At 62.8% G+C, this 25314-nt stretch carries 20 protein-coding genes; 4 read left to right on the forward strand and 16 right to left on the reverse strand.

Annotated elements, in window-relative coordinates; genetic code table 11:
• Positions 1–3 precede the first annotated feature (3 nt).
• From fdhF to E8A46_RS21180, 3 genes are read right to left on the reverse strand one after another with little or no spacing between them, the layout of a single operon-like run.
• Entirely contained in the window at positions 4–2883 is a 2880-nt protein-coding gene (fdhF, locus tag E8A46_RS21170) for a formate dehydrogenase subunit alpha (protein ID WP_291565467.1), read from the reverse strand.
• Positions 2884–2895: 12 nt separating this feature from the next.
• A complete protein-coding gene (locus E8A46_RS21175; protein ID WP_291565468.1) occupies positions 2896–4452 on the reverse strand; it encodes an NADH-quinone oxidoreductase subunit NuoF in 1557 nt (518 codons plus the stop codon).
• Complete coding sequence (locus E8A46_RS21180) at positions 4449–4925, reverse strand: formate dehydrogenase subunit gamma (protein WP_291565470.1); 477 nt, start codon at positions 4923–4925, stop codon at positions 4449–4451. Before E8A46_RS21180 ends, E8A46_RS21175 begins: the two co-directional genes overlap by 4 nt.
• Before the next feature lie 241 nt (positions 4926–5166).
• Here E8A46_RS21180 and E8A46_RS21185 point away from each other — a divergent pair, with 241 nt between their 5' ends.
• Positions 5167–6057: a LysR family transcriptional regulator gene (locus tag E8A46_RS21185; protein ID WP_291565472.1), complete on the forward strand. Its 891-nt coding sequence runs from the start codon at positions 5167–5169 to the stop codon at positions 6055–6057.
• Positions 6058–6102: 45 nt separating this feature from the next.
• Here the strand turns inward: E8A46_RS21185 and E8A46_RS21190 are convergent, their stop codons facing one another.
• From E8A46_RS21190 to E8A46_RS21240, 11 genes are all read right to left on the reverse strand, one after another.
• A complete protein-coding gene (locus E8A46_RS21190) occupies positions 6103–8427 on the reverse strand; it encodes an ATP-binding protein (RefSeq protein WP_291565474.1) in 2325 nt (774 codons plus the stop codon).
• A gap of 225 nt (positions 8428–8652) precedes the next feature.
• Positions 8653–10032 (reverse strand): cation diffusion facilitator family transporter, encoded by a 1380-nt coding sequence (locus tag E8A46_RS21195; protein WP_291565476.1) that lies wholly within the window; start codon positions 10030–10032, stop codon positions 8653–8655.
• A gap of 87 nt (positions 10033–10119) precedes the next feature.
• Positions 10120–10905, reverse strand: coding sequence for a transporter substrate-binding domain-containing protein (locus E8A46_RS21200; RefSeq protein ID WP_291565479.1), 786 nt, complete (start codon positions 10903–10905; stop codon positions 10120–10122).
• A 42-nt stretch (positions 10906–10947) separates the two neighbouring features.
• Complete coding sequence (locus E8A46_RS21205) at positions 10948–11916, reverse strand: zinc-binding dehydrogenase (RefSeq protein ID WP_291565482.1); 969 nt, start codon at positions 11914–11916, stop codon at positions 10948–10950.
• A 162-nt stretch (positions 11917–12078) separates the two neighbouring features.
• Positions 12079–13074: a nitronate monooxygenase family protein gene (locus E8A46_RS21210; RefSeq protein ID WP_291565485.1), complete on the reverse strand. Its 996-nt coding sequence runs from the start codon at positions 13072–13074 to the stop codon at positions 12079–12081.
• 308 nt (positions 13075–13382) lie between these two features.
• Entirely contained in the window at positions 13383–13814 is a 432-nt protein-coding gene (locus tag E8A46_RS21215; RefSeq protein ID WP_291565488.1) for a CBS domain-containing protein, read from the reverse strand.
• A 252-nt stretch (positions 13815–14066) separates the two neighbouring features.
• On the reverse strand, positions 14067–15380 hold the full coding sequence (oxlT, locus tag E8A46_RS21220) for an oxalate/formate MFS antiporter (protein WP_291565489.1): 1314 nt from the start codon (positions 15378–15380) through the stop codon (positions 14067–14069).
• 235 nt (positions 15381–15615) lie between these two features.
• Entirely contained in the window at positions 15616–15753 is a 138-nt protein-coding gene (locus E8A46_RS21225; protein ID WP_291565491.1) for a hypothetical protein, read from the reverse strand.
• Between the two features lie 183 nt (positions 15754–15936).
• The gene (gene frc / locus E8A46_RS21230) at positions 15937–17214 is read right to left on the reverse strand and encodes a formyl-CoA transferase (RefSeq protein ID WP_291565493.1); all 1278 of its coding nucleotides are present in this window, start codon (positions 17212–17214) and stop codon (positions 15937–15939) included.
• Positions 17215–17281: 67 nt separating this feature from the next.
• Positions 17282–19018, reverse strand: coding sequence for an oxalyl-CoA decarboxylase (oxc, locus tag E8A46_RS21235; RefSeq protein ID WP_291565495.1), 1737 nt, complete (start codon positions 19016–19018; stop codon positions 17282–17284).
• 79 nt (positions 19019–19097) lie between these two features.
• The gene (locus E8A46_RS21240; RefSeq protein ID WP_291565497.1) at positions 19098–19826 is read right to left on the reverse strand and encodes a GntR family transcriptional regulator; all 729 of its coding nucleotides are present in this window, start codon (positions 19824–19826) and stop codon (positions 19098–19100) included.
• A 301-nt stretch (positions 19827–20127) separates the two neighbouring features.
• Between E8A46_RS21240 and E8A46_RS21245 the strand changes: the two genes are divergently transcribed.
• Together E8A46_RS21245 and E8A46_RS21250 are read left to right on the forward strand one after the other, a co-directional pair.
• A complete protein-coding gene (locus E8A46_RS21245; protein ID WP_291565499.1) occupies positions 20128–22257 on the forward strand; it encodes an acetate--CoA ligase family protein in 2130 nt (709 codons plus the stop codon).
• A gap of 207 nt (positions 22258–22464) precedes the next feature.
• Positions 22465–22854 (forward strand): DUF1236 domain-containing protein, encoded by a 390-nt coding sequence (locus E8A46_RS21250; protein ID WP_291565501.1) that lies wholly within the window; start codon positions 22465–22467, stop codon positions 22852–22854.
• A gap of 105 nt (positions 22855–22959) precedes the next feature.
• Here E8A46_RS21250 and E8A46_RS21255 read toward each other — a convergent pair whose 3' ends face one another.
• On the reverse strand, positions 22960–23574 hold the full coding sequence (locus E8A46_RS21255; RefSeq protein ID WP_291565503.1) for a thiamine pyrophosphate-dependent enzyme: 615 nt from the start codon (positions 23572–23574) through the stop codon (positions 22960–22962).
• Between the two features lie 10 nt (positions 23575–23584).
• Positions 23585–24157: a thiamine pyrophosphate-binding protein gene (locus E8A46_RS21260; protein WP_291565505.1), complete on the reverse strand. Its 573-nt coding sequence runs from the start codon at positions 24155–24157 to the stop codon at positions 23585–23587.
• Between the two features lie 193 nt (positions 24158–24350).
• Between E8A46_RS21260 and E8A46_RS21265 the strand changes: the two genes are divergently transcribed.
• On the forward strand, positions 24351–25314 hold a 964-nt coding region (locus tag E8A46_RS21265; RefSeq protein WP_291565507.1), incomplete at its 3' end, for a tripartite tricarboxylate transporter substrate binding protein.

Here is a 25314-nt window from a genome sequence, read left to right on the forward strand (position 1 = left end):
GCCTTACTCCGCGGCTTCCACGACGGGGGCAATGCGCCGGGAGTGGCGGGCCTGTTCGTCATAGGCCTTTTGCCATTCCGACGGACCGTTGGAGGGTGAAATCTGCACCGCCGTGACCTTGTATTCCGGGCAGTTGGTGGCCCAGTCGGAATATTCGGTGGTGATGACGTTGGCCTGGGTGTCCGGATGATGGAACGTGGTGTAGACCACGCCCGGCGCGACCCGCTCGGTGATCAGCGCGCGCAAGGTGGTTTCCCCGGCGCGGCTTGCAAGCCGCACCCAGTCGCCATCGCGCACGCCGCGCTGCTCGGCGTCGTGGGGATGGATCTCGAGCCGGTCCTCCTCGTGCCAGATGATATTATCGGTGCGCCGGGTCTGGGCGCCGACATTGTACTGGCTGAGAATGCGCCCGGTGGTCAGCAGCAGCGGGTAACGCGGACCGGTACGCTCGTCGGTGGCGATATATTCGGTGATGACGAACTTGCCCTTGCCGCGCACGAAGCCGTCGATATGCATGACCGGCGTGCCCAGCGGCATTTTCTCGTTGCAGGGCCATTGCACCGAGCCGAGTTCATCGAGCTTGGCGTAGGAAACGCCGCTGAACGTCGGCGTCAGCGCCGCGATCTCGTCCATGATCTCGGAGGGATGGTTATACTTCATCTCATAGCCCATCGCCTTGGCGAGGCGGATCGTCACTTCCCAGTCGGCCAGTCCGTTGCGCGGCGACATCACCTTGCGGACGCGCTGGATGCGGCGCTCGGCGTTGGTGAAGGTGCCGTCCTTCTCGAGGAAGGTCGATCCAGGCAGGAAGATGTGGGCGTAGTTGGCGGTCTCGTTGAGGAAGAGATCGTGGACGATGACGCATTCCATCGCCGATAGCGCCGCAACGACGTGCTTGGTGTTGGGGTCGGACTGCAGGATGTCCTCACCCTGCACATAAAGCCCCATGAAGGTGCCCTCGACCGCGGCATCGAACATGTTGGGAATCCGCAGGCCCGGCTCCTTGTTGAGCTTGACCTTCCACATCGCCTCGAACGACTGGCGTACCGCATCGCCCGAGATATGCCGATAGCCAGGCAGTTCGTGCGGGAATGAACCCATGTCGCAGGAACCCTGCACATTGTTCTGGCCGCGCAGCGGGTTCACGCCGACGCCGGGCCGGCCGATATTGCCGGTCGCCATGGCGAGATTGGCGATCGCGATCACCGTGGTGGAGCCCTGGCTGTGTTCGGTGACGCCGAGCCCGTAATAGATCGCGCCGTTGCCGCCGGTCGCGAACAGCCGCGCCGCGGCGCGCAACTCCCTGGGGTCGAGCCCGGTCGCCATCGCGGTAGCTTCCGGACTGTTGTTCGGCAGCGCGACGAAAGTGGCCCAATCCTGGAACTCGCTCCAGTCGCAGCGCTCCCGCACGAAGGCCTCATCGACGAGACCTTCGGTGACGATGACATGCGCCATCGCGGTCAGCACGGCGACATTGGTGCCCGGCATCAGCGGCAGATGATGCTGGGCCTCGACGTGGGCGGAGCGAACGATATCGGTGCGACGCGGATCGATCACGATCAGCTTGGCGCCGGCGCGCAGGCGCTTCTTCATGCGGGATGCAAACACCGGATGCGCGTCGGTCGGATTGGCGCCGATGATCATCATCACGTCGGTCTGCTCGACCGAATCGAAATCCTGCGTGCCGGCCGAGGTGCCGAAGGTGGTGGCCAGCCCATATCCGGTCGGGGAATGGCAGACCCGGGCGCAGGTATCGACATTGTTGTTGCCGAATCCGGCGCGGACCAGCTGCTGCACCAGATAGGTTTCCTCGTTGGTGCAGCGCGAGGAGGTAATGCCGCCGACGGAATCGCGGCCATATTTGGCCTGGATCCGCTTGAACTCGGAAGCCGCGTAGTCGAAGGCCTCGTCCCACGACACTTCGCGCCAGGGATCGGTGATCTTTTCGCGGATCATCGGGTGCAGGATGCGCTCCTTGTGGGTGGTGTAACCCCAGGCGAAGCGGCCCTTGACGCAGGAATGACCGCGATTGGCCTTGCCGTCCTTGTACGGCACCATACGGACGACTTCCTCGCCGCGCATTTCCGCCTTGAAGGTGCAGCCGACGCCGCAATAGGCGCAGGTTGTCACCACGGAATGCTCGGGCTGGCCGATTTCGATCACCGATTTTTCGGTCAGCGTCGCGGTCGGGCAGGCCTGCACGCAGGCGCCGCAGGACACGCATTCGGAGCCGAGGAAGCTCTCGCTCATGCCGGGCGATACCCGGCTGTCAAAGCCGCGCCCGGAAATCGTCAGCGCGAAGGTGCCTTGCACCTCCTCGCAGGCGCGCACGCAGCGCGAGCAGACGATGCATTTCGACGGGTCGTAGGTGAAATAGGGATTGGATTCATCCTTCGCCATCCAGGCCGCGTTCGCGGTCCCATTGGCCTTGGCGAAGACGTGGTTGTCGCCCTGATAGCCATAGCGCACATCGCGCAGGCCGACCGCGCCCGCCATGTCCTGCAATTCGCAGTCGCCGTTGGCGGCACAGGTCAGGCAATCCAGCGGATGGTCGGAGATGTACAGTTCCATCACCCCCTTGCGCAGTTTCTTCAGCCGTTCGGTCTGGGTGTGGACCACGAGGCCTGGCGTGGCCGGCGTGGTGCAGGACGCCGGCGTGCCGGCGCGGCCCTCGATCTCGATCAGGCACATGCGGCAGGAGCCGAAAGCGTCCACCATGTCGGTGGCACAGAGCTTTGGAATCTGGGTGCCGGCCTCCATCGCCGCGCGCATGATCGAGGTGCCCTCCGGCACGGTGACGCTCTGGCCGTCGATGGTGAGCGTGACCATGGTTTCGGATCGGGAGCGCGGGGTTCCGAAATCGGTTTCCTGGATCAGCGACATGGCGATCGTCCTTTATTCCGCAGCTTGCAGGCGCGTGGCGGCCGGGCCGAAATCTTCCCGGAAGTGCTTCAGGGCGCTCATCACGGGGTAGGGTGTGAAACCGCCCAGCGCGCAGAGCGAGCCGAATTTCATGGTGTTGCAGAGGTCTTCGATGACAGCGATATTTTCCGTCACGTGCTCGCCGGCGCGGATCTTGTCGATGGTCTCGGCGCCGCGGGTCGAGCCGATCCGGCAGGGCGTGCATTTGCCGCAGGATTCGATCGCGCAGAACTGCATCGCAAAGCGCGCCTGCTTTGACATGTCGACGCTGTCGTCGAACACCACGATGCCGCCATGGCCGATCAGGCCGTCGCGCGCCGCGAAGGCCTCATAATCGAACGGCGTGTCGAACAGCGCGCGCGGAAAATAAGCGCCGAGCGGACCGCCGACCTGGACGGCGCGGACCGGGCGTCCTGTAAAGGTGCCGCCGCCGACGTCGTCGACCAGTTCGCCGAGCGTGATGCCGAAGGCGACCTCGAACAACCCACCATATCTCACGTTGCCGGCGAGCTGGATCGGCATGGTGCCGCGGGAACGGCCGATGCCGAAATCGGCATAGGCCTTGGCGCCGCCGGCGAGGATGAAGGGGATTGCCGCGAACGACAGCACGTTGTTGATCACGGTCGGCTTGCCGAACAGGCCCTTATGCGCGGGCAGCGGCGGCTTGGCGCGGACGATGCCGCGCCGGCCTTCCAGGCTTTCCAAGAGCGAGGTCTCTTCGCCGCAGACATAGGCGCCGGCGCCGACCCGAACTTCGAGATCGAAGCTGTGCGCAGAGCCGCCGATGCCGGTGCCGAGATAGCCGCCACGCCGCGCCGCCGCGATCGCCGCGTTCATCGCCTCGACCGCGTGCGGATATTCCGAGCGGATGTAGATGTAGCCCTTGCTGGCGCCGACCGCGACGCCCGCAATGGTCATGCCTTCGATCACCACGAAGGGATCGCCCTCCATGATCATGCGGTCGGCGAAGGTGCCGCTGTCGCCTTCGTCGGCATTGCAGACGATGTATTTTCGGTCGGCGCTGGTCTGCGCCACGGTCTTCCATTTGATGCCGGTCGGAAAACCAGCACCGCCGCGGCCACGCAACCCGGAGGCGGTGACATCGGCGAGGATGACCTCCGAGGTCAGCGTCAGCGCGCGTTCGAGACCCTTGTAACCGTCGTGGGCGCGGTAGTCCTCCAGCGAGCGCGGATCGACCACGCCGCATCGCGCGAAGGTCAGGCGGGTCTGCCGCTTCAGCCAGGGAATGTCCTCGACGATACCGAGCCGCAGCGGATGCGGGGCTTCCGCCAGCATCGCGTCAAGCACGGAGGCGACATCGGCATCGGCCACCGGACCAAAGGCGACCCGTCCTTTCGCCGTTGCGACCTCGACCATCGGCTCCAGCCAGTACAGGCCGCGCGAACCGGTTCGGACGATTTCAACGGCCAGGCCGCGCCTCGCCGCCGACTGCTCGAAATGCCATGCGATCCCGTCGGCGCCGACCGCGATCGCGCCCGCATCGCGCGAAATGAAAATACGCAGGCTCATCGCCGCGCCTCCGCGACCAGCGCGTCGATCCGCGCCTCGTCCAGCCGTCCGACCACGCGGCCGTCGAGCATCGCCGAGGGCGCGGTGGCGCACAGCCCGAGGCAATAGATCGGCTCCAGTGTCACGCGTTCGTCCGGCGTGGTAGTTCCGAGGGCAATGCCGAGTTGGGCTTCGGCGCGCGCCGCCAGCGCATCGCCGCCGGCGGCCTGACAGGCTTCGGCGCGGCACAGTTTCAGGACGTGCCGGCCCGCGGGCTTGTGGCGAAAATCGTGGTAGAAGGTGAATACGCCGTGAACCTCGGCGCGGGACAGGTTCAATGCGGACGCGATCATCGGAATCGCCGGCTCCGGCACGTAGCCGAAGGCTTCCTGCAGCGCGTGCAGGATCACCAGCGTCGCACCTTCAAGATGCGTATGCTCGGCGATGATTTCGGCGCCGCGCGTGGCGTTCCATGGTTCGTAGACTGTCATCATCCGCACTCTCTATCGGAGGCCGTTTACCAGCGTCACAACAATCGGAAATCACTTCAAATATCAATAAAGCCGTCTCATGCGGCGATACGGAAACGCGATCAATACGGATATGAAATCAAGTGATATGAAAATAGAATTGACGAAGGGCTGATACCGCCGCAGCACATGCCGGCCTGCGTTTTTGCGTCCTCGCATCGCGCGGACCGTGGTATTCGTTGTCGTGAAACCGTTGGGGGTCTTCTTGATCGACAAGCTTGAACTTCTGCTCGCGCTGGCCAAGGAGCGTCACTTCGGACGCGCCGCGGAGGCCTGCGGCGTGACACAGCCGACGATGTCGACCAGCCTCAAGCAGCTCGAGGAAATCCTCGGCGTGATGCTGGTGCAGCGCGGCTCGCGGTTCCAGGGCTTTACGCCCGAGGGCGAGCGCACGCTTGACTGGGCGCGGCGCATCGTCGGCGACGCCCGCGCGATGCGCCAGGAAATCAACAGCCTGAAGGACAAGCTTTCCGGCGAGATCCGGATCGCGGCGATTCCGACCGTGCTGGGCATGGTGGCTTCACTGACCACGCCGTTTCGCGCGCGCCACCCGGACGTGCGCTTTCGAATCCAGTCCTGCACCTCGGCCGACGTGCTGGGCCTGCTGGAAAATCTGGAGGTCGATGCCGGCCTGACCTATATCGAGAACGAGCCGATCGGCAAGGTTCGCACCATTCCGCTCTACAACGAAAGCTACCGTCTGCTGACGTCGCCGGATGCGATGTTCGGCGATCGCGAGCAGGTCACGTGGACGGAGGTTGGACAGGTCCCCCTGTGCCTGCTGACGTCGGACATGCAGAACCGGCGCATCATCGATCGGGCGCTTCGCTCGGTCGGGGCGGAGGCGACACCGACGCTGACCTCGAACTCGCTGCTGGTGCTTTATACCCACGTCAAGACCGGCCGCTGGGCCAGCGTGATGCCGGCAAAGCTCGCTGAGACGCTCGGGCTGGCGGATACCGTCCGCAGCATTCCGATTGTCGACCCCGTCGTCGATTACAGCATCGGGATGGTGATACCGCAGCGCGATCCGATGACGCCGCTGATCGCCGCGCTCGTTCAAATCGCGCGGGAAGTCGCCCCGACGCTGGAATAGCGAAGGCGATTTTTGGCGCGCAGGAGAAGACGCGTCAACAAAGGATCAGGCCGCGGCGGAGACCTTCGCTCTGGCCTTGCGCGCGTCGCGCGGCAGCGATACGCAGACCACCGTGCCGGTGCCGAGCTTCGAACGCAACCGCATCGACCCGCCGTGCAGATTGGTCAGCGATCTGGCGATGGCCAGTCCCAGCCCGGAGCCGTGATAGGTCTTGGTGAGCTGGCTTTCCACCTGCTCGAACGGCCGTCCCAGCCGCTGCAGCGATTGTGCGGCGATGCCGATGCCGGTGTCGGCAATCATCAGCACGATCCTGTCTTCGAGCAACCGGCTGCGGACCACCACCTTGCCGCCATCGGGCGTGAATTTGACGGCGTTGGACAGCAGATTGACGATGATCTGCTTGATCGCCCGGCGGTCCGCCATGACCGAAATGGTGCTGTCGATATCGGCATCGAGCAGCAGGTTCTTGTCGTCGGCCCGCCCGGACACCACGCGCAGGGATTCCGCCAGCGTCTTGGACAAATCGAGCTCTTCCATGTCGAGCTTCATCCTGCCGGCTTCGATCTTCGACATATCCAGGATGTCGTTGATCACTTCGAGCAGATAGTGTCCGCTGGTGAGGATGTCGTGGCAATATTCCTGATATTTCTCCGAACCCAGCGTTCCGAACATGCCGCTTTCCATGATCTCGGAAAATCCGATGATGGCATTGAGCGGCGTGCGCAGCTCGTGGCTCATATTGGCGAGGAATTTCGACTTGGTCTGGTTGGCTTCCTCGGCGCGATTTTTTTCCTTGGAATATTTCTCCGCGAGATCGGCGAGTTCGAGGGCCTGCCGTTCGAGTGCGGACTGCGAACGTTTCAGATCGATCACGGTGGCGCGCAGCCGAAGGTCGTTCTCGACCAGTTTCTGTTCGTGTTCCTTGATGCGGGTGATGTCAGTTCCGACCGAAACGTAGCCACCGTCCTTGGTCCGGCGTTCGCTGATATGCAGCCAGCTTCCGTCGTCGAGCTGCGCCTCGAAGGTTCGTGCGCCTGGCGCCCGGTCGGCGACCTCGTGCAGGCGGGTGCGGACCTCCGGCATGCTGCCGACTTCGATCACGGTTTCATAGGAGGTGCCCGGCGTCACGGCGGAAGCCGGCAGCTTGTGCAGTCGCTGGAAATGCGAGTTGCAGAGCACCAGCCGATCTCCCGCGTCCCACAACACGAAGGCTTCCGGGATGGTCTCGATCGCATCGCGCAGCCGCAAGTCGGCCTCTATCGTTTTCTCGGCCAGGCTCTTTTGCTCGGTGATGTCGACGGCGATGCCGATCAGGTGCAGGCCGGCGTCGGCGGCGCCCTGACTGAGTTCGCAGCGTACCCGCAGCCAGATCCAGTGGCCGTCGGTGTGCCGCATGCGGAAGGTCTGGTCGATGTGGTTTATCTTCGACGAAATGAGCTGATCGGCGATCGCGAACAGATCGATGTCATCGGATTTTACCAGCGCATTGACCTCGCCGAACGTCAGGAGGTCGCTGCGGCTGTCGAGCCCCAGCATCGTGAACATCGACTGCGACCAGAAGATCCTGCCGCGCGAGAGATCCCAATCCCACAATCCGCAACGGCCGCGGTTGAGCGCGGTGTCGATACGCCCGCGCACGGCGTCATTGATCAGATCGCCTTCGCGCGCGCGGGTCGATTGCCAGTGGAACGCGAAGCCGAGGATCAGCACGACAAAGCCGGTGGTGGCGGAAAGTGTCACCGACAGGGCTGCATCCGATCGCCAAAGCGAATCGAACTTTTCCTGGATGATAATGACCTGACCGGGCAGCGATTTGACGACGTGCTGGACCGCCAGCGCTTCGTTGCCGTTCGGCAGGGTGATGTCGGTGACGCCGGCTTGCTGCGCGGCCGCGCCCAGTGGCAGCGCCGCGCCGATGAGGTCGAGGATGCGGCTGGTGTCGCCGATCGTGGCTTCGGTTGGAACGCGGGCGAGGACGCGTTGGTCGACGCCGGTGACGATGACGTGTCTGCCGGCAGCGATGGCCCAGGACGGAATGAGGCCGGGCAACAGCAGTTGCAGGCGCTCAAACGAGGCCGCGCGATCCGGTCGACCCGAAGCGATGCGGTCGAGACGTTCGGCCAGCACATCGGCCACCGCCGCCAGGTCGCGCTTGATCGACGCGCGCTTCAGCCGGTTCTGATCGATCACCTGCACGAAGGCGCCAAGGCAAATCGTGATGAGGAAGGCAATGATGAGGGTGGGCACAGCTCGGCGGAGCGCAGGCTCCGCAATCAGCAGCCTGTGATAGGCCGGTTTTGCGATCGATTGCGCCAATCCCTTGATCGAATCGGATTGGACGCACGCGTTCGCCGCGTGTGCACGCGCCATGCCTCTAGCCCCCTCGGAAAGACTTTTCTGAACCCCGTCCGGAAGAACCCCAGTGCCCCCGAATCAAGATCATTTGAATCCAGTTTTTGCGAACTGTCGAGAGTCAACGATTCGTTAATGCAAATAAATCTTGTCCACGGAGAATCAGGCCTTCGAAATCCCCGCAAAAATACCTGCGATGTGAGTCCGAAAGGAGAACACGCGTGGCGCGACGGCAGATACCGGCTACGCGTCGGGGGGCTCGGCGTGGCTGATCACGCGCTTGACGGTGGGAAAAGCGCGCCGCAATGCGCGCTCGATCGCGTCGACATTCTCGTGAACCTTGATCACGCTCATCGACGGCGCGGCGCGGCAATGAAAGTTTACGATTTCGCCGGCCACCGTATCGCGCACCCGGACACTGTGGATGTCATGGATGGCGCCATCGGCGGCAAACCCCGACAGCGCGAGCCGGATGGTTTCGACACGGTCGGGCGCGGCGTCGGTACCGAGCGGCAGTTCCGGTTCCAGTGGCTCGATATGGGTGTCGACTTCGACGTCCTCGCCGAATTCGTCACGGATATTCCGCTCCAGCCCCTGGGCGATGTCGTGGGCCGCCGTCAGCGCCATATCGCCGTCGACTTCGAGGTCGATGCTGACGGTGAGCTTGCCGCCGAGGTCGTGAACGGTGACGTGGTGGACGGCGAGACCGGAATTGCGGGCGATCACCATGATGCGTTCGCGGACGCTCTCGTTGTCGCGCGCCACCGGCACCGCGGTGAAGGTCAGGTCGGCGTCGTCAAGCGTTTTGGCGACGGCGTCCTGCGCCTTCCGCTTGATCTCCTCGATGCGGTCGATGGGGTAGGTGCGTGGGACCTGCACGATGGCGTCAATGAAGTGCGTCGACCCCACCATCCTGACCCGCAGTCGTTCGACATCGACCACGCCGGGCACCGCCCTGATCGCGGCGGTGGCCTGCTCCATGACGCCTTCGGGCGCGCGGTCGAGCAGGGTTTCGACGGTGGAGCGCGCCAGCCGCAGGCCCAGCATCGCGATCATGACCGCCACGCCGACCGCGGCAGCGGCATCGCCCCAGGCATAGCCCCATCCGGAAAGCGCAAGTCCGATGATGACGGCGAGCGAACCAAGCACGTCGGAGCCAAAATGCAGCGCGTCGGCGGCCAGTGCCTGGCTCTTGGTGTCGTGCGCGGCGCGGTGCAGCGCGCGGGCGCGCCAGAAATTCACGGCGATATCGACCAGCAGTACGATGAACGGGATCGCCGACAGCGTCGGCGGCGGCGCACCCTCGTGCAGGCGGCTGTATGATTCGACGAGAATCCCGCCCGCCAGCACATAGAGCATCGCGATAATGCCCAGCGCCGACAAGCTCTCGAGCTTGCCATGGCCGTAGTGATGTTCCTTGTCCGCCGGAAGGTCGGAAACCCGCACCACCATCCAGGTGACAATGGTCGCGACCACGTCGACCGAGGAGTGCAGCGCCTCGGAGATCAGCGCGAGACTGCCGATGGCGATACCGACCACCAATTTCGCCGTGGCCATGGCGGCGCTGGCGAAAATCGAGATCGCCGCAACGCGGGATTTGACGGTGTGAACGGGGGCGCCCATGGGCGGGGGGTTTAGCAGCCCGTCACGCAACATTAAAGCGCCGATCGAAGTGGAATTGGCCGGCGCCGGGCGCCACAAAATCCCGGGCTATGGCGTCTTCAAAATACCTCTGAGGCCCGCGCGCTCCGCGGCTTGGGAGAGCAGCCCGCCGGCTTGCGCCTCTTCGACGAAACGGCGCAGATATTCCAACGCGGCCTCGCGGCCCTTCGGGATCGCGATGGCGACGTGTTCCACGCCCCAGCGGCCGTCCAGTACCCGCGCCCCGGGCATTTGGTCGGACATCTCAAACAAGGTCGGCTTGTTGGTCGCAAATACGTCGAGCTCTCGGCGTTCCAGCATTTCAATGGCGCGCTTGACGTTCTGCGCCGCTACGACGGTGGCAATTGGCAGCAGGCTCGGAATTGTACCTTGCGACGTGCTTCCTTGTGTGACGCCGACCCGGATGCCGGGCCGTTCTAAGTCTGAAATGGCCGCGATCGGAGAAGCAGCCGGCACGAGGTATCCGAGCTCGAGCGAAAGCAGTGTCTGGCTGAACGTGACATCGGCCGCGCGCGCGGGCGTGGCATTGCTGACCGTGAAATCAACGTCTCCCGCTTTCATTCCCGCAAGCACATCCGCAACTCTCTGATAGTTGATCTGTTCGAAGGCGACGTCGAGCCGCTTCGCCAGCTCCTTGCCCAAATCGAGACTGAGGCCATGGATCTCGCCTGTCCTGCTGTCCTTGACCATGGATAGGGGACTACCGGGATAAACACCAACGCGCAGCCTGCCATTGGGGGCCAATACCTCCCGCGCGTCCTGAGCCAGTGCGCCGGCGGACGCTGAAGCCGCGACAGCCGCTGCGACCGCGATCGTGACGAGGGGAGGGCACATTGGATTCTTGCCCGGGCCGGTTAAGTGGTTATCCAGTCAATTCTATAGCGTCACGACGATCTTGCCGAGATGCTTGTTGGCTTCCATGTGTTCGAACGCCTTGCCGATATCGCCGAAGGCAAACACCTTGTCGATCGGCAATTGCAATTTGCGTGATTCCACCGCCGGCCAGATATCCTTGCGGACCTCGTCGAAAATCTCGCGAATTTCCTCGATCGTGCGGCTACGGAAGGTGACGCCGATATAGCTGATGCGCCGCGCGGCGTGCAGGTCGAAGTTGAAATCGGCATGGGTGCCGCCGAGCCTGCCGACATTGACGATGCGGCCCTTGATCCTGGTGGCCTTGAGATTTTGGCTCGCGACCTTGCCCGAAACCTGGTCGACGATCAGGTCGACGCCTTCGCCGGAGGTCGCCTGCAGCACCTGATCGACCCAGCCGGGATCGCCGGAATCCACCGCCAGATCGGCGCCGAATTCCTTCAGCCGCCCGCGGCGCATCGCGTCCGTCGAAGATCCGACCACGAGGCTGGCACCCTTGAGCTTTGCGATCTGCAGCGCCATCAATCCGACGCCGGAGCTTGCACCTTGAATCATCACGGTCTGGCCGGGCTGCAATCCGCCGACGGTCACCACCGCGTTGTGCATGGTGGAGATCGCGATCGGCAGCGTGCAGGCTTCCTCGAAGTTCATGTTCGAGGGCGTGCGGTACAAGCGCCCGTGATCGGCCAGCGTGTATTCCGCGAAGGCGGCGCTGCCCGAACCCATCACCTTGTCGCCGGGCTTCACCCCCCTGGCGTCGGGGCCGACTTCGGCGATCTCGCCCGCCCATTCCATCCCCAGCACAGTACCGGCGCCGCCGGCGCTGCCATGGGCGTGACCCTTGGTCATGCCGAGGTCGGCGCGGTTGAGGCCGCAGGCGTGAACGCGGACCAGAACCTGCGTGCCTTTCGGCGATGGCTTGGCGACTTCGGTGATGGCGGCGCCGTTGGCGCCGTAGACATAGGCCTTCATGCGATCATTTCCCGTTGGGTGGTGGTGCGTAGTCGCCTGGATCATGATCCGATTGGATTGAATCGGATCATAATCTCATCTCTTTGTTTGAGCATGATCTCCGCGCAAACGCGACGCGTTTGTCGCGAGGGAAAACCGGTTTCCACTTTTCCGGATCATGCTCTATTCGGCGGCCTGGCGGCGGTTGCCGGAGATCATGCCTTCCAGCCGGCCCTGGATGATGGCTTCCGCCTCGCGCATGATGCGTGATACCAGCTCCGCGCAACTCGGGATATCATGGATCAATCCCTGTACCTGTCCTGCGGACCAGATGCCTTCGTCGGCGTCGCCGGTGGCGTAGACCATCTTGCCGCGCGCGCCGGCCACGAGGTCGCGAACCTGCTCGAAAGTCGCACCTTGCTTTTCCATGGCGACCACTTGGGTGCTGACCGCGTTCTTGGCGACACGCGAGGTGTTGCGCATGGTGCGGAAGATCAGCTCGGTCTCGCGCTCGTCATTGCCGACGATCTTTTCCTTGATCCGCTGATGGATCGGGCTCTCCCTGGTGCACATGAAGCGCGTGCCCATGTTGATGCCCTCGGCGCCGAGCGCCAGCGCCGCGACCAGGCCGCGGCCGTCGCCGAAGCCACCGGATGCGATCATCGGGATCTTCACCTTGTCGGCGGCCACCGGAATCAGGATGAGCCCGGGCGTATCGTCCTCGCCGGGATGGCCGGCGCACTCAAAACCGTCGATCGAAATCGCATCGACCCCCATGCGCTCCGCCGACAGCGCGTGGCGGACACTGGTGCATTTGTGCACGACCACGATGCCGTGCTTCTTGAATTCGGTGACGTGTTCCTGCGGCTTGTTGCCGGCGGTCTCGACGATCCTGACGCCGCTCTCGATGATGGCCTGGCGGTATTCGGCGTAAGGCGGCGGCTTGATCGATGGCAGGATGGTCAGGTTGACGCCGAACGGCTTGTCGGTGAGGCCGCGGCAGCGGGCTATTTCCCTCGTCAGATCCTCCGGCGTCGGCTGGGTCAGCGCGGTGATGAAACCGAGTGCGCCGGCATTGGCGACGGCGGCGACCAGCTCCGCCCGGCCGACCCATTGCATCCCGCCCTGGACGATCGGATGTTCGACGCCGACGAGCTCGGTAAATCGTGTCTTGATCATCGCCTGCCTCTGAACCGCTTCCCCTGGGCGCGGGACGCGCGCCCTGATCTGTTCCGGTTTCCGGAAGGGGAGGATGCCGTCGCAGTGGCCGATTGTCCATCGCGCAGGTCTTCCGATCCGGCGCCGCGATCATGCAGGAATGGATGGTTACATTTTGGGACGGGTGGCCGCGATCTTTCGATTGAACAAAATCAGCATTGCGACAAAGGCCGTCAGGAGGCCGCATGCAATATCCGCACGCGTTTATCGGCTGGCCCAAAGATGCGTCTCAGAGCCGGGGTGATCGTCGCTGAAGATAAACGCCTTCGTCAGGCGGGCACGGCCCGCGCCGCAGCCGTCACTTCATCGTCGAATGCGGTTGAAATATCGCGGATGCTGATCACGCCGCACAGACTGTAGTCGTCGATGACCGGCAGGTGGCGGATGTGATGCTTGTTCATGAGATGACGAACGTCTTCGAGCGTATCGTTCGACGTGCAGGAGACCAGTTGCTGAACCGAGATCAGCTGCGAAACCTTGATGTTGATGCCGGCCGCGCCGTGTTCGGCGATGGCGCGGACGACATCGCGCTCGGTGAACATGCCGACGGCGGTATTGCCTTCGGTCCGCACCACGTCCTTGACCACGAGCGCGCTGACATTGCTGGCGCGCATCAGTTGGGCCGCGATGGCCACGGTTTCATTCATTCGAACTGTTGCAATACGCGCGGTCTTTTTGCGCAGGATGTCTCCGACTTTCATCGCAACCTCCTTCTGGTCAGCCGCAGGAAATTAGCAAAATAATTTTGGTATACATTATGCCAATTGTCAATTCGATTTCGTTGGAAATCGATCGCGGAAAGCGGCAGTAATATTGACGTTTCGGCGCGCGCGCTGCTCGGAACACTTTATCCCAAAAGGGATCCAGAAATATCTTGTATTTTGTATGCCAGATCGCGCGGACCAAAAAAGAGGCGCGCCAGGGCGCGCCTCTTTCACGAGAGTGGGAAAGCGTCAGGCCAGCTTGGCGTCTCGCGCCTTGGCCTCCGCTGGGGCTTCATTGCCGAGAATGAAGGCACGGCGCATCGGCTTGATCACGAACAAGGCCAGCAGCGCAGCAGTGGCATTGAGCGCAACCGCGATCACGAAAACCGCCTGCCAGCCGTATTTGGCGGCAACGATGCTGGCCAGCGGCACCAGCAGCGATGCGGTGCCCTTCGCCGTGTACAGCATGCCATTGTTGGTGGTGGCGAACTTGACCCCGAAGGTGTCGCCGCTGGTCGCCGGGAACAGGCTGTAGATCTCGCCGAACACGCCGAAATAGACCGCGGTTGCCAGCACGAAGACAATCGGGATGTGTCCATATACCGACAGCGTCAGCAGCATGGCAGCGGCCGTTCCAAACGCGATGAACATCGTGTGCTCTCGCCCGATATTATCGGAGACAAATCCGAAGAACGGCCGGCCGAACCCATCGAAGATCCGGTCGAGCGAAATCGCAAAGGTCAGCGCGGCCATCTGGAAGCCGGCCAGGCTCACCGGTTCGTTGGCGATCTTGAAGTCGTGAGCGATTGGCGCAATCTGCGCCGCCGTCATCAGGCCGCCGGCGGCGACCATCACGAAGACCAGATACATCACCCAGAAGATCGGGCTGCGCAGCACCTGCGGCGGCGTGTAGTCGATCTTGGTTTGCGGCAGGTTGAGCTGCTTCTTTTTCACCGGCATTGCTTGCGACGGCTTGCGGAGGAAAAAGGCAAGGATGAAAACGATCACGCCTTGTCCGATGCCGAAAGTGAAGAATGCGTCTTGATAGCCGCTCGTGGCAATCATTTTCGCAATCGGCGCGACCGTGAGCGCGGCCCCTGCACCGAACCCGGCCGCGGTAGCGCCGGCGGCCAGTCCGCGGTGGTCGGGAAACCATTTCAGCGCGTTGCCTACGCAGGTGCCGTAGACCGCGCCGGCGCCGATGCCAGCCAAGACCGCTGCGGTGTAGAGCAGCGTCAGCGAATCGGCGTAGGAATTGAGAACCCAGGCGATCGCAACCATGATGCCGCCAAAGGCAATGACGACCCGAGGACCGTATTTATCGACGAACCATGCTTCGATCGGAACCAGCCAGGTTTCCGTCACGACGAACAGCGTAAAGGCGAGCTGGATCGCCGCGCGGCCCCAATGATATTTCTGATCGATCGGATCGACGAACAGCGTCCAGCCGTATTGCAGGTTCGCGACCATCGCCATGCAGACAATGCCCATCGCGAGCTGCAGCCAGCGGAAGTATTTGCCTTCGGCGAATGGCACTGTCGATGCTTGTGGTGTGGTGGTCATGATTCCTCCCCTGGTACGCTTTTATTTTGGCCTCGGGCGTTACCGGCGCGACATATTGGTATGTGATATGCCAGAGTGCAAGTCATAATTCAGATAAATGCTGCAGCGGGCAGCGGCGCACGCATTGGCCACCAGGACCCCAAACGAAAAGACCCCGGAAAACCGGGGTCCTTGTTCGGAAGGAACGATCCCGCGGGGCTCGCCCGCGAGGGTGATCGGCCCGCCGTCTTACAGGTTACAGGCCGAAATAGGGCAGGTCGCCGTTACGAGCGGCGATGAGGGCATTCGCCATCAGCACACGATCGATGACCGACATTAAGCGGCTGAACAATGTAGCGGACGGCGTGAAGCCGAGAGAGGCGGTCTTCGACATGGTATCTCTCCTTTGGGTCAGTGATGTTGTCCCAACATAGGTATACCAGATGCCAGATCAATTGATTTGTTTGCATAGCAGCATAATCTCTTCTGCAATGCAGCATAGGGCGATCGGATTTTCCAATCAAAAAGGGCCGCCGGAGACCGGCGGCCCTTCAACTATCTGAAAGAAAAAGACTTTCTACTCGGCGGCCACTTTCCGTGGCGGATCGAGCGCGCCGGAATCGTGAATCTCCGCCACCTGATGGTCGGAAAAGCCGAGAACCTGCCGCAGGATCTCGTCGGTATGTTCGCCGAGCAGCGGCGAACGCAGAACCTCGCTCGGGCTGTCCGACAATTTGATGGGATTGCCGACCGACAGGTATTTGCCACGCTGGGGATGGTCCACTTCGACCACGGTGCCGGAGGCGCGCAGCGACTGATCTTCAGCCAATTCCTTCATCGACAGGATCGGGCCGCAGGGAATGTCGTCCTTGTTGAGAATATCCATCGCCTCGAACTTGGTCTTGGTCATGGTCCATTGCTCGATACGCGCGAAAATTTCATTCAGGCGGGTCAGCCGTGCCGGCGGCTTGGCGTAATCGGGATGGGTCTTCCAGCCGGGCTCGCCGATGACGTCGCAGATCTTCTCCCACACGGGCGCCTGGGTGATGAAATAGAGGTAGGCGTTGGGATCGGTCTCCCAGCCCTTGCACTTCAGGATGCGGCCCGGCTGACCGCCGCCGGAATCGTTGCCGGCGCGCGGCACGGCGTCACCGAACGGAATGCCTTCGCCGAACTGGCTGTATTCCTTGAGCGGGCCATGAGCGAGGCGCTGCTGGTCGCGCAGTTTGACGCGCGCCAGGTTCAGCACGCCGTCCTGCATCGCCACGGTGACGCGCTGTCCCTGTCCGGTCATGGTGCGCTGGTAGAGTGCTGCGACGATGCCGAGCCCAAGATGCAGCCCGGTGCCGCTGTCGCCGATCTGCGCGCCAGTGACGAGCGGCAGTCCGTCGCGGAAACCCGTGGTCGATGCCGAACCGCCGGTACACTGCGCGACGTTCTCATAGACCTTGCAGTCTTCATAGGGACCCGGACCGAAGCCCTTGATCGACGCCACGATCATTTTCGGGTTGAGGGCGTGGATCTTTTCCCAGGGGAAACCCATCCGGTCGAGCACACCGGGGCCGAAATTCTCCACCAATACGTCGCAGCTCTTGATCAGCGCGGTGAGGACTTCCTTGCCCTTCGGGTTCTTGGTGTCGAGCGTGATCGAGCGCTTGTTATGGTTGAGCATGGTGAAATACAGGCTGTCGACGTTCGGCTTGTCCTGCAATTGACCGCGCGTGATATCGCCGACGCCGGGGCGCTCGACCTTGATCACGTCGGCGCCGAACCAGGCCAGCAGCTGCGTGCAGGTCGGTCCTGACTGAACGTGGGTGAAATCGAGAATGCGAACGCCCTTCAGCGCTTTTGTCATCATATTGCTCCGTCTAAAATCTGTTCCTGCGCGCGCAGGAACACGTGGAATCTGTGAATCTGTCGGTTCATTTCTTCTTGAGAGCGCTCTGCGGATTGAGGTTACCGATGCGACCGCTTTCGGAGCCGGCCGCCGGATCGATCGCTGCGTTGATCAGCGTCGGTTTGCCGGAATCCATCGCCGCGTTCACCGCGCGCTTCAACTCGTCGGGCGTCGTCGCATGGACGCCGACACCTCCGAACGCCTCCATCATCTTGTCGTAGCGCGAGCCCTTGACGAAGACCGTCGGCGCGGGGTCGGAACCGACGGAATTGAGGTCGGTGCCGCGATAGATTCCGTCATTGTTGAAGATGACGATGCAAACCGGCAGCTTGTAGCGGCAGATCGTTTCGACCTCCATGCCGGAGAACCCGAAGGCCGAGTCGCCTTCAACGGCGAGCACCGGCTTGCCGGTCTCGATCGCAGCGGCAATGGCGTAGCCCATGCCGATGCCCATGACCCCCCAGGTGCCGACGTCGAGCCGCTTGCGCGGCTGGTACATATCGATGACGCCGCGCGCCAGATCGAGCGTGTTGGCTCCCTCGTTGACCAGGATGGCGTCAGGCCGCTCCTTGATGATGGTGCGCAGGACGCCGAGCGCGCCGTGATAGTCCATCGGCGAGTTGTTGTTCATCAGCCGCGGCGCCATCTTGGCGACGTTCTCTTCCCGCTTCGAACTGACCGTCTTCACCCAATCGGCCGGCGCGGCGGACCAGTTGCTGCCCATCGCGGCAAGCAGCGCCGACACACAGGAGCCGATGTCGCCGACTACCGGAGCGACGATCTCGACGTTCGAGTCCATTTCCTTCGGCTCGATGTCGATCTGGATGAATTTCTTCGGCGCAGTGCCCCAGGTCTTGCCCTTGCCATGCGACAACAGCCAGTTGAGGCGGGCGCCGATCAGCATCACCACGTCGGCGTCCTTCAACACCGTCGAGCGTGCCGCGCCCGCGCACAGCGGATGCAGGTCGGGCAACAGACCCTTGGCCATGCTCATCGGCAGGAACGGAATACCGCTCTTCTCGACCAGCGCGCGGATGTCGTCGTCGGCCTGGGCGTAGGCCGCGCCCTTGCCGAGAATGATCAGCGGACGCTTCGCGCCCTTGAGGACATCGAGCGCGCGCTTGACCGCGGACGGGGCGGGGATCTGGGCCGGTGCCGCGTCGATCACCTTGACCAGCGATTTGGCGCCGGCCTCGGCATTCATCACCTGTCCGAAAAGCTTGGCGGGCAGATCGAGATAGACGCCGCCGGGACGTCCCGACACCGCGGCACGGATCGCGCGTGCGAGCCCGATCCCGATATCGGCGGCGTGTAGCACGCGGAACGCCGCCTTGCAGAGCGGCTTGGCGATCGCAAGCTGGTCCATCTCCTCGTAGTCGCCCTGCTGCAGGTCGACGATCTCGCGTTCCGACGAGCCGGAGATCAGGATCATCGGGAAGCAATTGGTGGTGGCATGGGCGAGTGCGGTGAGGCCATTGAGGAAACCGGGCGCCGATACCGTCAGACAGACGCCAGGCTTCTTGGTCAGGAAGCCCGCGATCGACGCCGCATTGCCGGCGTTCTGTTCGTGACGGAACGAGATCACCCGAATGCCGGCGGCCTGCGCCATGCGGCCGAAGTCGGTGATGGGAATGCCGGGCACGCCGTAGATCGTCGTGAGGCCGTTGAGCTTCAGCGCATCGATCATGAGGTTAAAGCCATCGGTGAGCTCTTGCTCGGCGTCGGCCGTTTTCGTTTCGAGGCTTTGTACTGCTGCGGACATTCCGCTTCTCCCTGATCGTTTCTTGCGAAGGACGAGTTCGTCCTTCAATGAGTCGCGCGAAGCCTACGGTGCTGGAGCGCTAGAAGAGTTCCTGGCCATGCGCTTCGACATAAGCGGCAAGGCCGAGTGTGTGATCCCGCGCGAGCTTTTCCGCAAGCTCGGTATCGCGTTGTTCGAGCGCGTCGATGATCGCCATATGCTCGGGCAGGGACGCCGCGGTGCGGTCCACGCGCCCGATCGTCAATTGCCGGTAGCCGCGGACATGCAGCAGGATATCGTTGGTCATGTCGACCAGCACCGGCGACTCGCTGAGCGCAATCAGCGCCTGATGAAAGGCGATGTTGGCCTTCGAATATTCCTGGATGTGATCCTGCGGCAGGCGATCCTTGCCAAAATCCTTGAAGAAGTCGCGCAGTGCCGAAATGTCCTTCTTGCGCGCGGTGGTCGTGATCAGTCGCGCCGCCATGCTCTCAAGCGCGGCCCAGGCCCGGATCATGTCCACGATCTCGCTCTTGGTCCGACGCACGACGACGATGCCGCGCCGCGGCACGGTCTTGACGAAGCCATCCTGCTCCAGCATCGCGATGGCTTCGCGGATCGGGGTCCGGCTGACGCCGAGGCGCTCCGACAGGGCGCGCTCGTCGAGCATCACCGGCTCGGGCGTCGCGTAGATATCCATCTTAAGGATAGCTTCCTTCAAGGCCTCATAGGCCTTGTTCTTGAAGCTCGTCTCCGGCACGATCCGGACGATCGCAATCTCTGCCTCGGGCATGGGGGGCGGCGCCTTGGTTTGTTTCCGTGTAGGCACGACTCTATCGCCTCCTGGGAGACGTCTGTTGATCCAAACAACAACTGAATTATTTTTGGCATGCCAAATGCCAGAATGTCAAGTTGCGCATGTTTTCAACACTTCCGTGACTTGACAAGTTCGTTTCTGGCATACCAAATGCCATACGAGCCTTCTATTCCGCGGCCGCAACAGCCGCAGCGGACGCGGACCCGCGTTTGCCATCACCGTGAATGCCAATTGAGCCTGCGCCGGCAAGTCGGGGTGCTGATCCCAGCGCGCGCTGCCGGCGAACCAAGAATAGACTTCAAGGAGGAAGCCAATGTCGAATTCCAAAGATGCGGTCCGCAAGATTCTCGATGCGGTCAAAGCGGATAAGCGCACCAGTCTGACGGCACCGGAAGGCAAGCTGGTTTGCGATGCCTATGGCATCCCGGTTCCCAAGGAGGGGGTCGCCAAGTCCGCCGCGGAGGCCGCGAAGATCGCGTCCGCGATGGGCTTCCCCGTGGTGATGAAGATCGTCTCGCCGGACATCCTGCACAAGACCGAAGCCGGCGGCGTCATGGTGGGTGTGAAGACCGCCGCCGACGTCGAGGCGAATTATGCGACCATTCTGGCCAATGCCAAGAAGTACAAGGCCGACGCCAAGATCGAAGGCATTCAGGTTCAGCAGATGCTGGCTGGCGGCACCGAGGTCATCGTCGGCTCTATCACCGACGGATCGTTCGGCAAGCTGGTGGCCTTCGGCCTCGGCGGCGTGCTGGTGGAGATCCTGAAGGACGTCACCTTCCGGCTCGCTCCCGCCACCAAGGACGACGCCTTGTCGATGCTCGACGGCATCCAGGCCCATGACATGCTCAAGGGCGTGCGCGGCGGCGACCCCGTCAGCCGCGAGGCGCTGGCCGACGTCATCGTCAAGGTGTCACAGCTCGTCAGCGACTTCCCCGAAATCGTCGAACTCGATCTCAATCCGGTATTCGCCACCAAGAAGGACGCGATCGCCGCCGACGTGCGCATCGTCGTCGACTTCGACTACAAGCCGCGCCCGGCGCCGCGTCCGACCGAGGAAATCGTCACCGCGATGAACCGCATCATGCAGCCGAAGGCGGTCGCCGTGATCGGCGCCTCGGCCGAGGATGGCAAGATCGGCAACTCGGTGATGAAAAACCTGATCAATGGCGGCTACAAGGGCGACATCTATCCGATCCACCCTAAGGCCGCCGAGATCCTCGGCCACAAGGCCTACAAGAGCGTCAAGGATGTACCGGGTGTGATCGACACCGCGGTGTTCGCGATCCCGGCGAAGTTTGTCGCGGGCGCATTGATCGAATGCGGCGAGAAGAAAATTCCCGGCGCCGTTCTGATCCCGTCGGGCTTTGCTGAAGCCGGCGCGCCTGAATTGCAGGCCGAGATCGTCGAAATCGGCAAGAAGTACAACGTCCGCCTGATGGGGCCGAATATCTACGGCTTCTATTATACACCGGCCAATCTCTGCGCCACGTTCTGCACCGCCTACGACGTCAAGGGCCACGCGGCGCTGTCGTCGCAGTCCGGCGGCATCGGCATGGCGATCATCGGCTTCTCGCGCTCGGCCAAGATGGGCGTCTCCGCGATCGTCGGCCTCGGCAACAAGTCGGATATCGACGAGGACGATCTGCTCGCCTTCTTCGAGCAGGATCCGAACACGACGATCATCGCGCAGCATTGCGAAGACCTGAAGGACGGCCGCGCCTTCGCCGAAGCCGCCAAGCGCGTCTCCAAGAAGAAGCCGGTGGTGGTGCTCAAGGCGGGCCGCACGTCGGCCGGCGCCAAGGCTGCTTCGTCGCACACCGGCGCGCTCGCCGGCAACGACAAGATCTACGAGGACGTGCTCAAGCAGTCCGGCGTGATCCGCGCCCGCAGCTTGCGGCAACTGCTCGAATTCGCGCGCGGCATTCCGGTGCTGCCGACCCCGAAGGGCGAGAACGTGCTGATCATCACCGGCGCCGGCGGCTCCGGCGTGTTGCTGTCGGACTCGGTGGTCGACAACGGTATGTCGCTGATGGTGATGCCACCCGACCTCGATGCGGCGTTCCGCAAGTTCATCCCGCCGTTCGGCGCCGCCGGCAATCCGGTCGACATCACCGGTGGCGAGCCGCCGATCACCTACGTCAACACCGTCAAGCTCGGGCTGTCGGATGACCGCGTCCATTCGCTGATCCTCGGTTACTGGCACACCATCGTGACGCCGCCGATGGTGTTTGCCCGCAACATGGTCGAGGTGAAGAAGGAGATGGAGGCCAAGGGCTTCGTCAAGCCGATGGTCGCCTCGCTGGCCGGCGACATCGAGGTCGAGGAAGCCGCCGAGTATCTCTACCAGAACGGCATCCCGGCCTATGCCTATTCGACGGAATTGCCGGTCGAGGTTTTGGGCGCCAAATACAAATGGGCGCGCGGCGCAGGCCTTCTGTAAGAAGGTCCCTGCAAGAGGCCTGCTGTATCAATCAAACGCCAAAGTTAAAAAAGCCGTCCGGGTTCCCGGGCGGCTTTCTCTTGTGCCGCACTTGTCGCGTTCGGGAACCTCGTCGTCGCCTTGCGGCTTCATGTTGGAACCAGATCCAACCCGGAACAACTCTTTGCCCAGGTGGTTGGGGCTGTCGTGAACTCATTGGAGGATACGATGAAGAGACAGCTTACGGTTTCGTTGATCGCAGTGTCGCTGCTGGCCTCAGGCGCTGCCTTTGCTCAATCCACCACCGCCACCGGTGCGGTGAGCGGCGCCAGGACCGGCGGCGAGGTCGCGGGTCCGGTCGGTGAGATTGTCGGTGGCACGGTGGGCGCCGCCGTCGGCGCAGCGGTGGAAATTCCGAACGCCGTGATCACGTCGATCCAGGGCGAACGCGTTCCCTCGGTGACGGTGCAGGAGCGAGTCGTGGTAGGCGAGCCGTTGCCGCCGGCGGTCGAACTGCGGCCGGTCCCGCGATACACCGAATATCGCTACGCGGTCGTGAATGATCGGCGCGTGATCGTGGACCCGCGCACCCGCCGGGTGATCAGGATCATCGACTAGCAAAGTCAGCATCTTCCATTGCCTCGCGGGACCCGGGCCCGCGAGGATTCATTTTCTGGAGTCATGGTATTTGCCGGGCGCGCGACTGCCGCAAACGACGTGGGATCACAACGCTTCGCGCACGCCAAGACCGAGCATGAAACGCTCCCTGATCTGCGCGGGATCCCTGCGGGTCGCGCCGGTCCCCGGCTTGTCGTCGATACGCACCCCGATCAGCGTCGGGCCGGGAGCGGTCAGGGACTGCTCGACCAGCCGTTCGAAATCCTCTTCGTTCGCCGCCCAGGCGCTATTGGTGAGACCGCAGCCGATGGCGATCGCAACGATATCGGACACGGCGGCGGCCGGGGTCGGTTGTGCCCCGGTGATCTGGTAGATGCCGTTGTCCATCACGATCATGGTGAGGTTGTTCGGCTTGAGCGTCGCGATGGTCGACAGGCAGCCCAGTTGCATCAATAGCGAGCCGTCTCCCTCCAGCGCAAAGACGCGGCGTTTCGGCTGGGCCAATGCGACGCCGAGTGCGATCGGGAAGGCGAGGCCCATGCTGCCCAGCATGTAGAAGTTCTGCGGGCGGTGGCCGGCGGCCCACAGATCGAAATTGGTGTTGCCGATGCCGCCGATCACGGCTTCCTCGTTCTTCAGCTTCGCGACCAGCCTGGAGGTGAGATCGAACCGGTTCATCACCTTGGTGTTGCGGGCAGGGGCGCTCTCTGGCTTGTTCATGCGATAGCTCTCACTTGTCGAACACTTTGCCGCCGGTCAACAGCGGCGACAGGATCAGCGCCACCGGCGCTTGCGTCGTGATGGCCTGCTTGATGGACCGATCGATGATGAACTCGAACTCGTCGAGCCGGGTCGCGGTATGGTGCTCCATCGCCAGCGAGTCGAGCACCGGCCGCATCGTGCGGCAGACCAGCGACTGCCCGTAGTTGAATTCGCCGAGTGTTCCGCGCTCCGACACGAACATGATCAGCGGAATCTGGTAGGGGATCGCCAGCGAGGCCAGCACGTTGGCGAGCGTGGCGAAGCCGGATGTCTGCATCAGCACCGCGCCGCGCATGCCGCCCATCCACGCACCGGAAACGATACCGACCGCTTCCTCTTCGCGCGCGGTCGGGAAGCTGATGAAGTACGGGTCGGCGTGAATTTCCTTGATCAGCGTTGTCAGCACGCGGTCGGGGACGTAGGGCACCAGCCTGATGTCGTTGCGCTTGAGCGTTTGCAGCACCACCTGGTGCCAGGTCTTCGATTGAGACGTCTTCTCATTCAAGGATTGGGACGCCATTTGTCCCTCGGAAGCCGCCATCGAATTCTCCCTTAACTTCGCGAGGATCTTGGCTCGCAACGTGATCGCGACCGTCCCTTCGATGCGCCGAAACTTGACGCGATCGGCGGGATTGTCAACATGTCCCGATCGTTACGGTGATCTGCGCTGTACGGCGGTGCCATCGGCATGCAGGCGTGCGATAAAAAAGTAACAAAAATATCGGGAGGACGCCTTGAGCAGGTGGTTCTTGGGCAGCTTTGTGATGGCCTGCTCATCGTTGGGCCGGTTGTTTCTGACCGTCGCCGCAGCAGCGGCGATGTGCGGTGCAGGAGGCATCGCCTCGGCGCAGTCGCCGTTTCCGTCCAGGGCCGTGCATATTTTCGTGCCGTATTCGGCCGGCGGTGGGGTGGATATTCTCGCGCGCACCTTGGGTGATGTGGTCTCCCGGCAATGGGGCCAATCGGTCGTCGTGGAGAACCGGCCGGGAGCGGGCGGCGTTGTCGCCTCGCAGGCGCTGGTGACGTCGGCGCCCGACGGTTATACCCTCATCGTGGTGGCGAGCGGCCACGCCACCAATCCGTTTTTGTATCCCAAAATTCCCTACGACACTTTCAAGGACTTCACGCCGATTTCGCTGTTGGCGTCCTCCGCCAATATCCTGTTGGTGCGGGCCGATTCTCCGTTCAAGACGCTCGGCGATATGATTGCGCAGGCGCGGGCGAAGCCGGGAAGCCTGTCGTTCGGCCATGCGGGCAACGGAACATCGACGCATCTTGCCGGCGAGCTTCTGAAGAAACTCGCCGGGATCGATATTGACGCGATTTCGTACAAGGGCGGCGCGCCCGCGATCAATGATCTCCTGGGCGGACAGATTGCGATGTCGTTCAACAACGCGCCGGAAGCGACCGGACAATTGGAGGCCGGTACGCTGCGCGCGCTCGCCGTCACGACCGCATCGCGGACACCGTTTCTGCCCAATGTGCCTGCCATCAGCGAGACCGTGCCCGGTTACGATACGGAAGTCTGGTGGGGCCTGCTCGGACCCGCCGGCATGCCGCCCGAACTGCTCGCAAAACTCTCGCATGATTTCGTCGCGGCCCTTAATACCGAGCCGGTGAAGGAGCGCCTGTCAAAACTCGGCGCATCGCCGATTGGCAGCTCGCCGCAGCAATTCGACGCCAGGATTCGGACCGACT

Source organism: Bradyrhizobium sp. (genome assembly GCF_004799445.1).
Taxonomy (GTDB): domain Bacteria; phylum Pseudomonadota; class Alphaproteobacteria; order Rhizobiales; family Xanthobacteraceae; genus Bradyrhizobium.

Excerpts from the sequence above, each read along its gene's own strand:
- fdhF (WP_291565467.1), bottom strand. The coding sequence starts at position 2,883 with ATGTCGCTGATCCAGGAAACCGATTTCGGAACCCCGCGCTCCCGATCC.
- E8A46_RS21175 (WP_291565468.1), bottom strand. The coding sequence starts at position 4,452 with ATGAGCCTGCGTATTTTCATTTCGCGCGATGCGGGCGCGATCGCGGTC.
- E8A46_RS21180 (WP_291565470.1), bottom strand. The coding sequence starts at position 4,925 with ATGATGACAGTCTACGAACCATGGAACGCCACGCGCGGCGCCGAAATC.
- E8A46_RS21190 (WP_291565474.1), bottom strand. The coding sequence starts at position 8,427 with ATGGCGCGTGCACACGCGGCGAACGCGTGCGTCCAATCCGATTCGATC.
- E8A46_RS21195 (WP_291565476.1), bottom strand. The coding sequence starts at position 10,032 with ATGGGCGCCCCCGTTCACACCGTCAAATCCCGCGTTGCGGCGATCTCG.
- E8A46_RS21200 (WP_291565479.1), bottom strand. The coding sequence starts at position 10,905 with ATGTGCCCTCCCCTCGTCACGATCGCGGTCGCAGCGGCTGTCGCGGCT.
- E8A46_RS21205 (WP_291565482.1), bottom strand. The coding sequence starts at position 11,916 with ATGAAGGCCTATGTCTACGGCGCCAACGGCGCCGCCATCACCGAAGTC.
- E8A46_RS21210 (WP_291565485.1), bottom strand. The coding sequence starts at position 13,074 with ATGATCAAGACACGATTTACCGAGCTCGTCGGCGTCGAACATCCGATC.
- E8A46_RS21215 (WP_291565488.1), bottom strand. The coding sequence starts at position 13,814 with ATGAAAGTCGGAGACATCCTGCGCAAAAAGACCGCGCGTATTGCAACA.
- oxlT (WP_291565489.1), bottom strand. The coding sequence starts at position 15,380 with ATGACCACCACACCACAAGCATCGACAGTGCCATTCGCCGAAGGCAAA.
- E8A46_RS21225 (WP_291565491.1), bottom strand. The coding sequence starts at position 15,753 with ATGTCGAAGACCGCCTCTCTCGGCTTCACGCCGTCCGCTACATTGTTC.
- frc (WP_291565493.1), bottom strand. The coding sequence starts at position 17,214 with ATGACAAAAGCGCTGAAGGGCGTTCGCATTCTCGATTTCACCCACGTT.
- oxc (WP_291565495.1), bottom strand. The coding sequence starts at position 19,018 with ATGTCCGCAGCAGTACAAAGCCTCGAAACGAAAACGGCCGACGCCGAG.
- E8A46_RS21245 (WP_291565499.1), top strand. The coding sequence starts at position 20,128 with ATGTCGAATTCCAAAGATGCGGTCCGCAAGATTCTCGATGCGGTCAAA.
- E8A46_RS21250 (WP_291565501.1), top strand. The coding sequence starts at position 22,465 with ATGAAGAGACAGCTTACGGTTTCGTTGATCGCAGTGTCGCTGCTGGCC.
- E8A46_RS21255 (WP_291565503.1), bottom strand. The coding sequence starts at position 23,574 with ATGAACAAGCCAGAGAGCGCCCCTGCCCGCAACACCAAGGTGATGAAC.
- E8A46_RS21260 (WP_291565505.1), bottom strand. The coding sequence starts at position 24,157 with ATGGCGGCTTCCGAGGGACAAATGGCGTCCCAATCCTTGAATGAGAAG.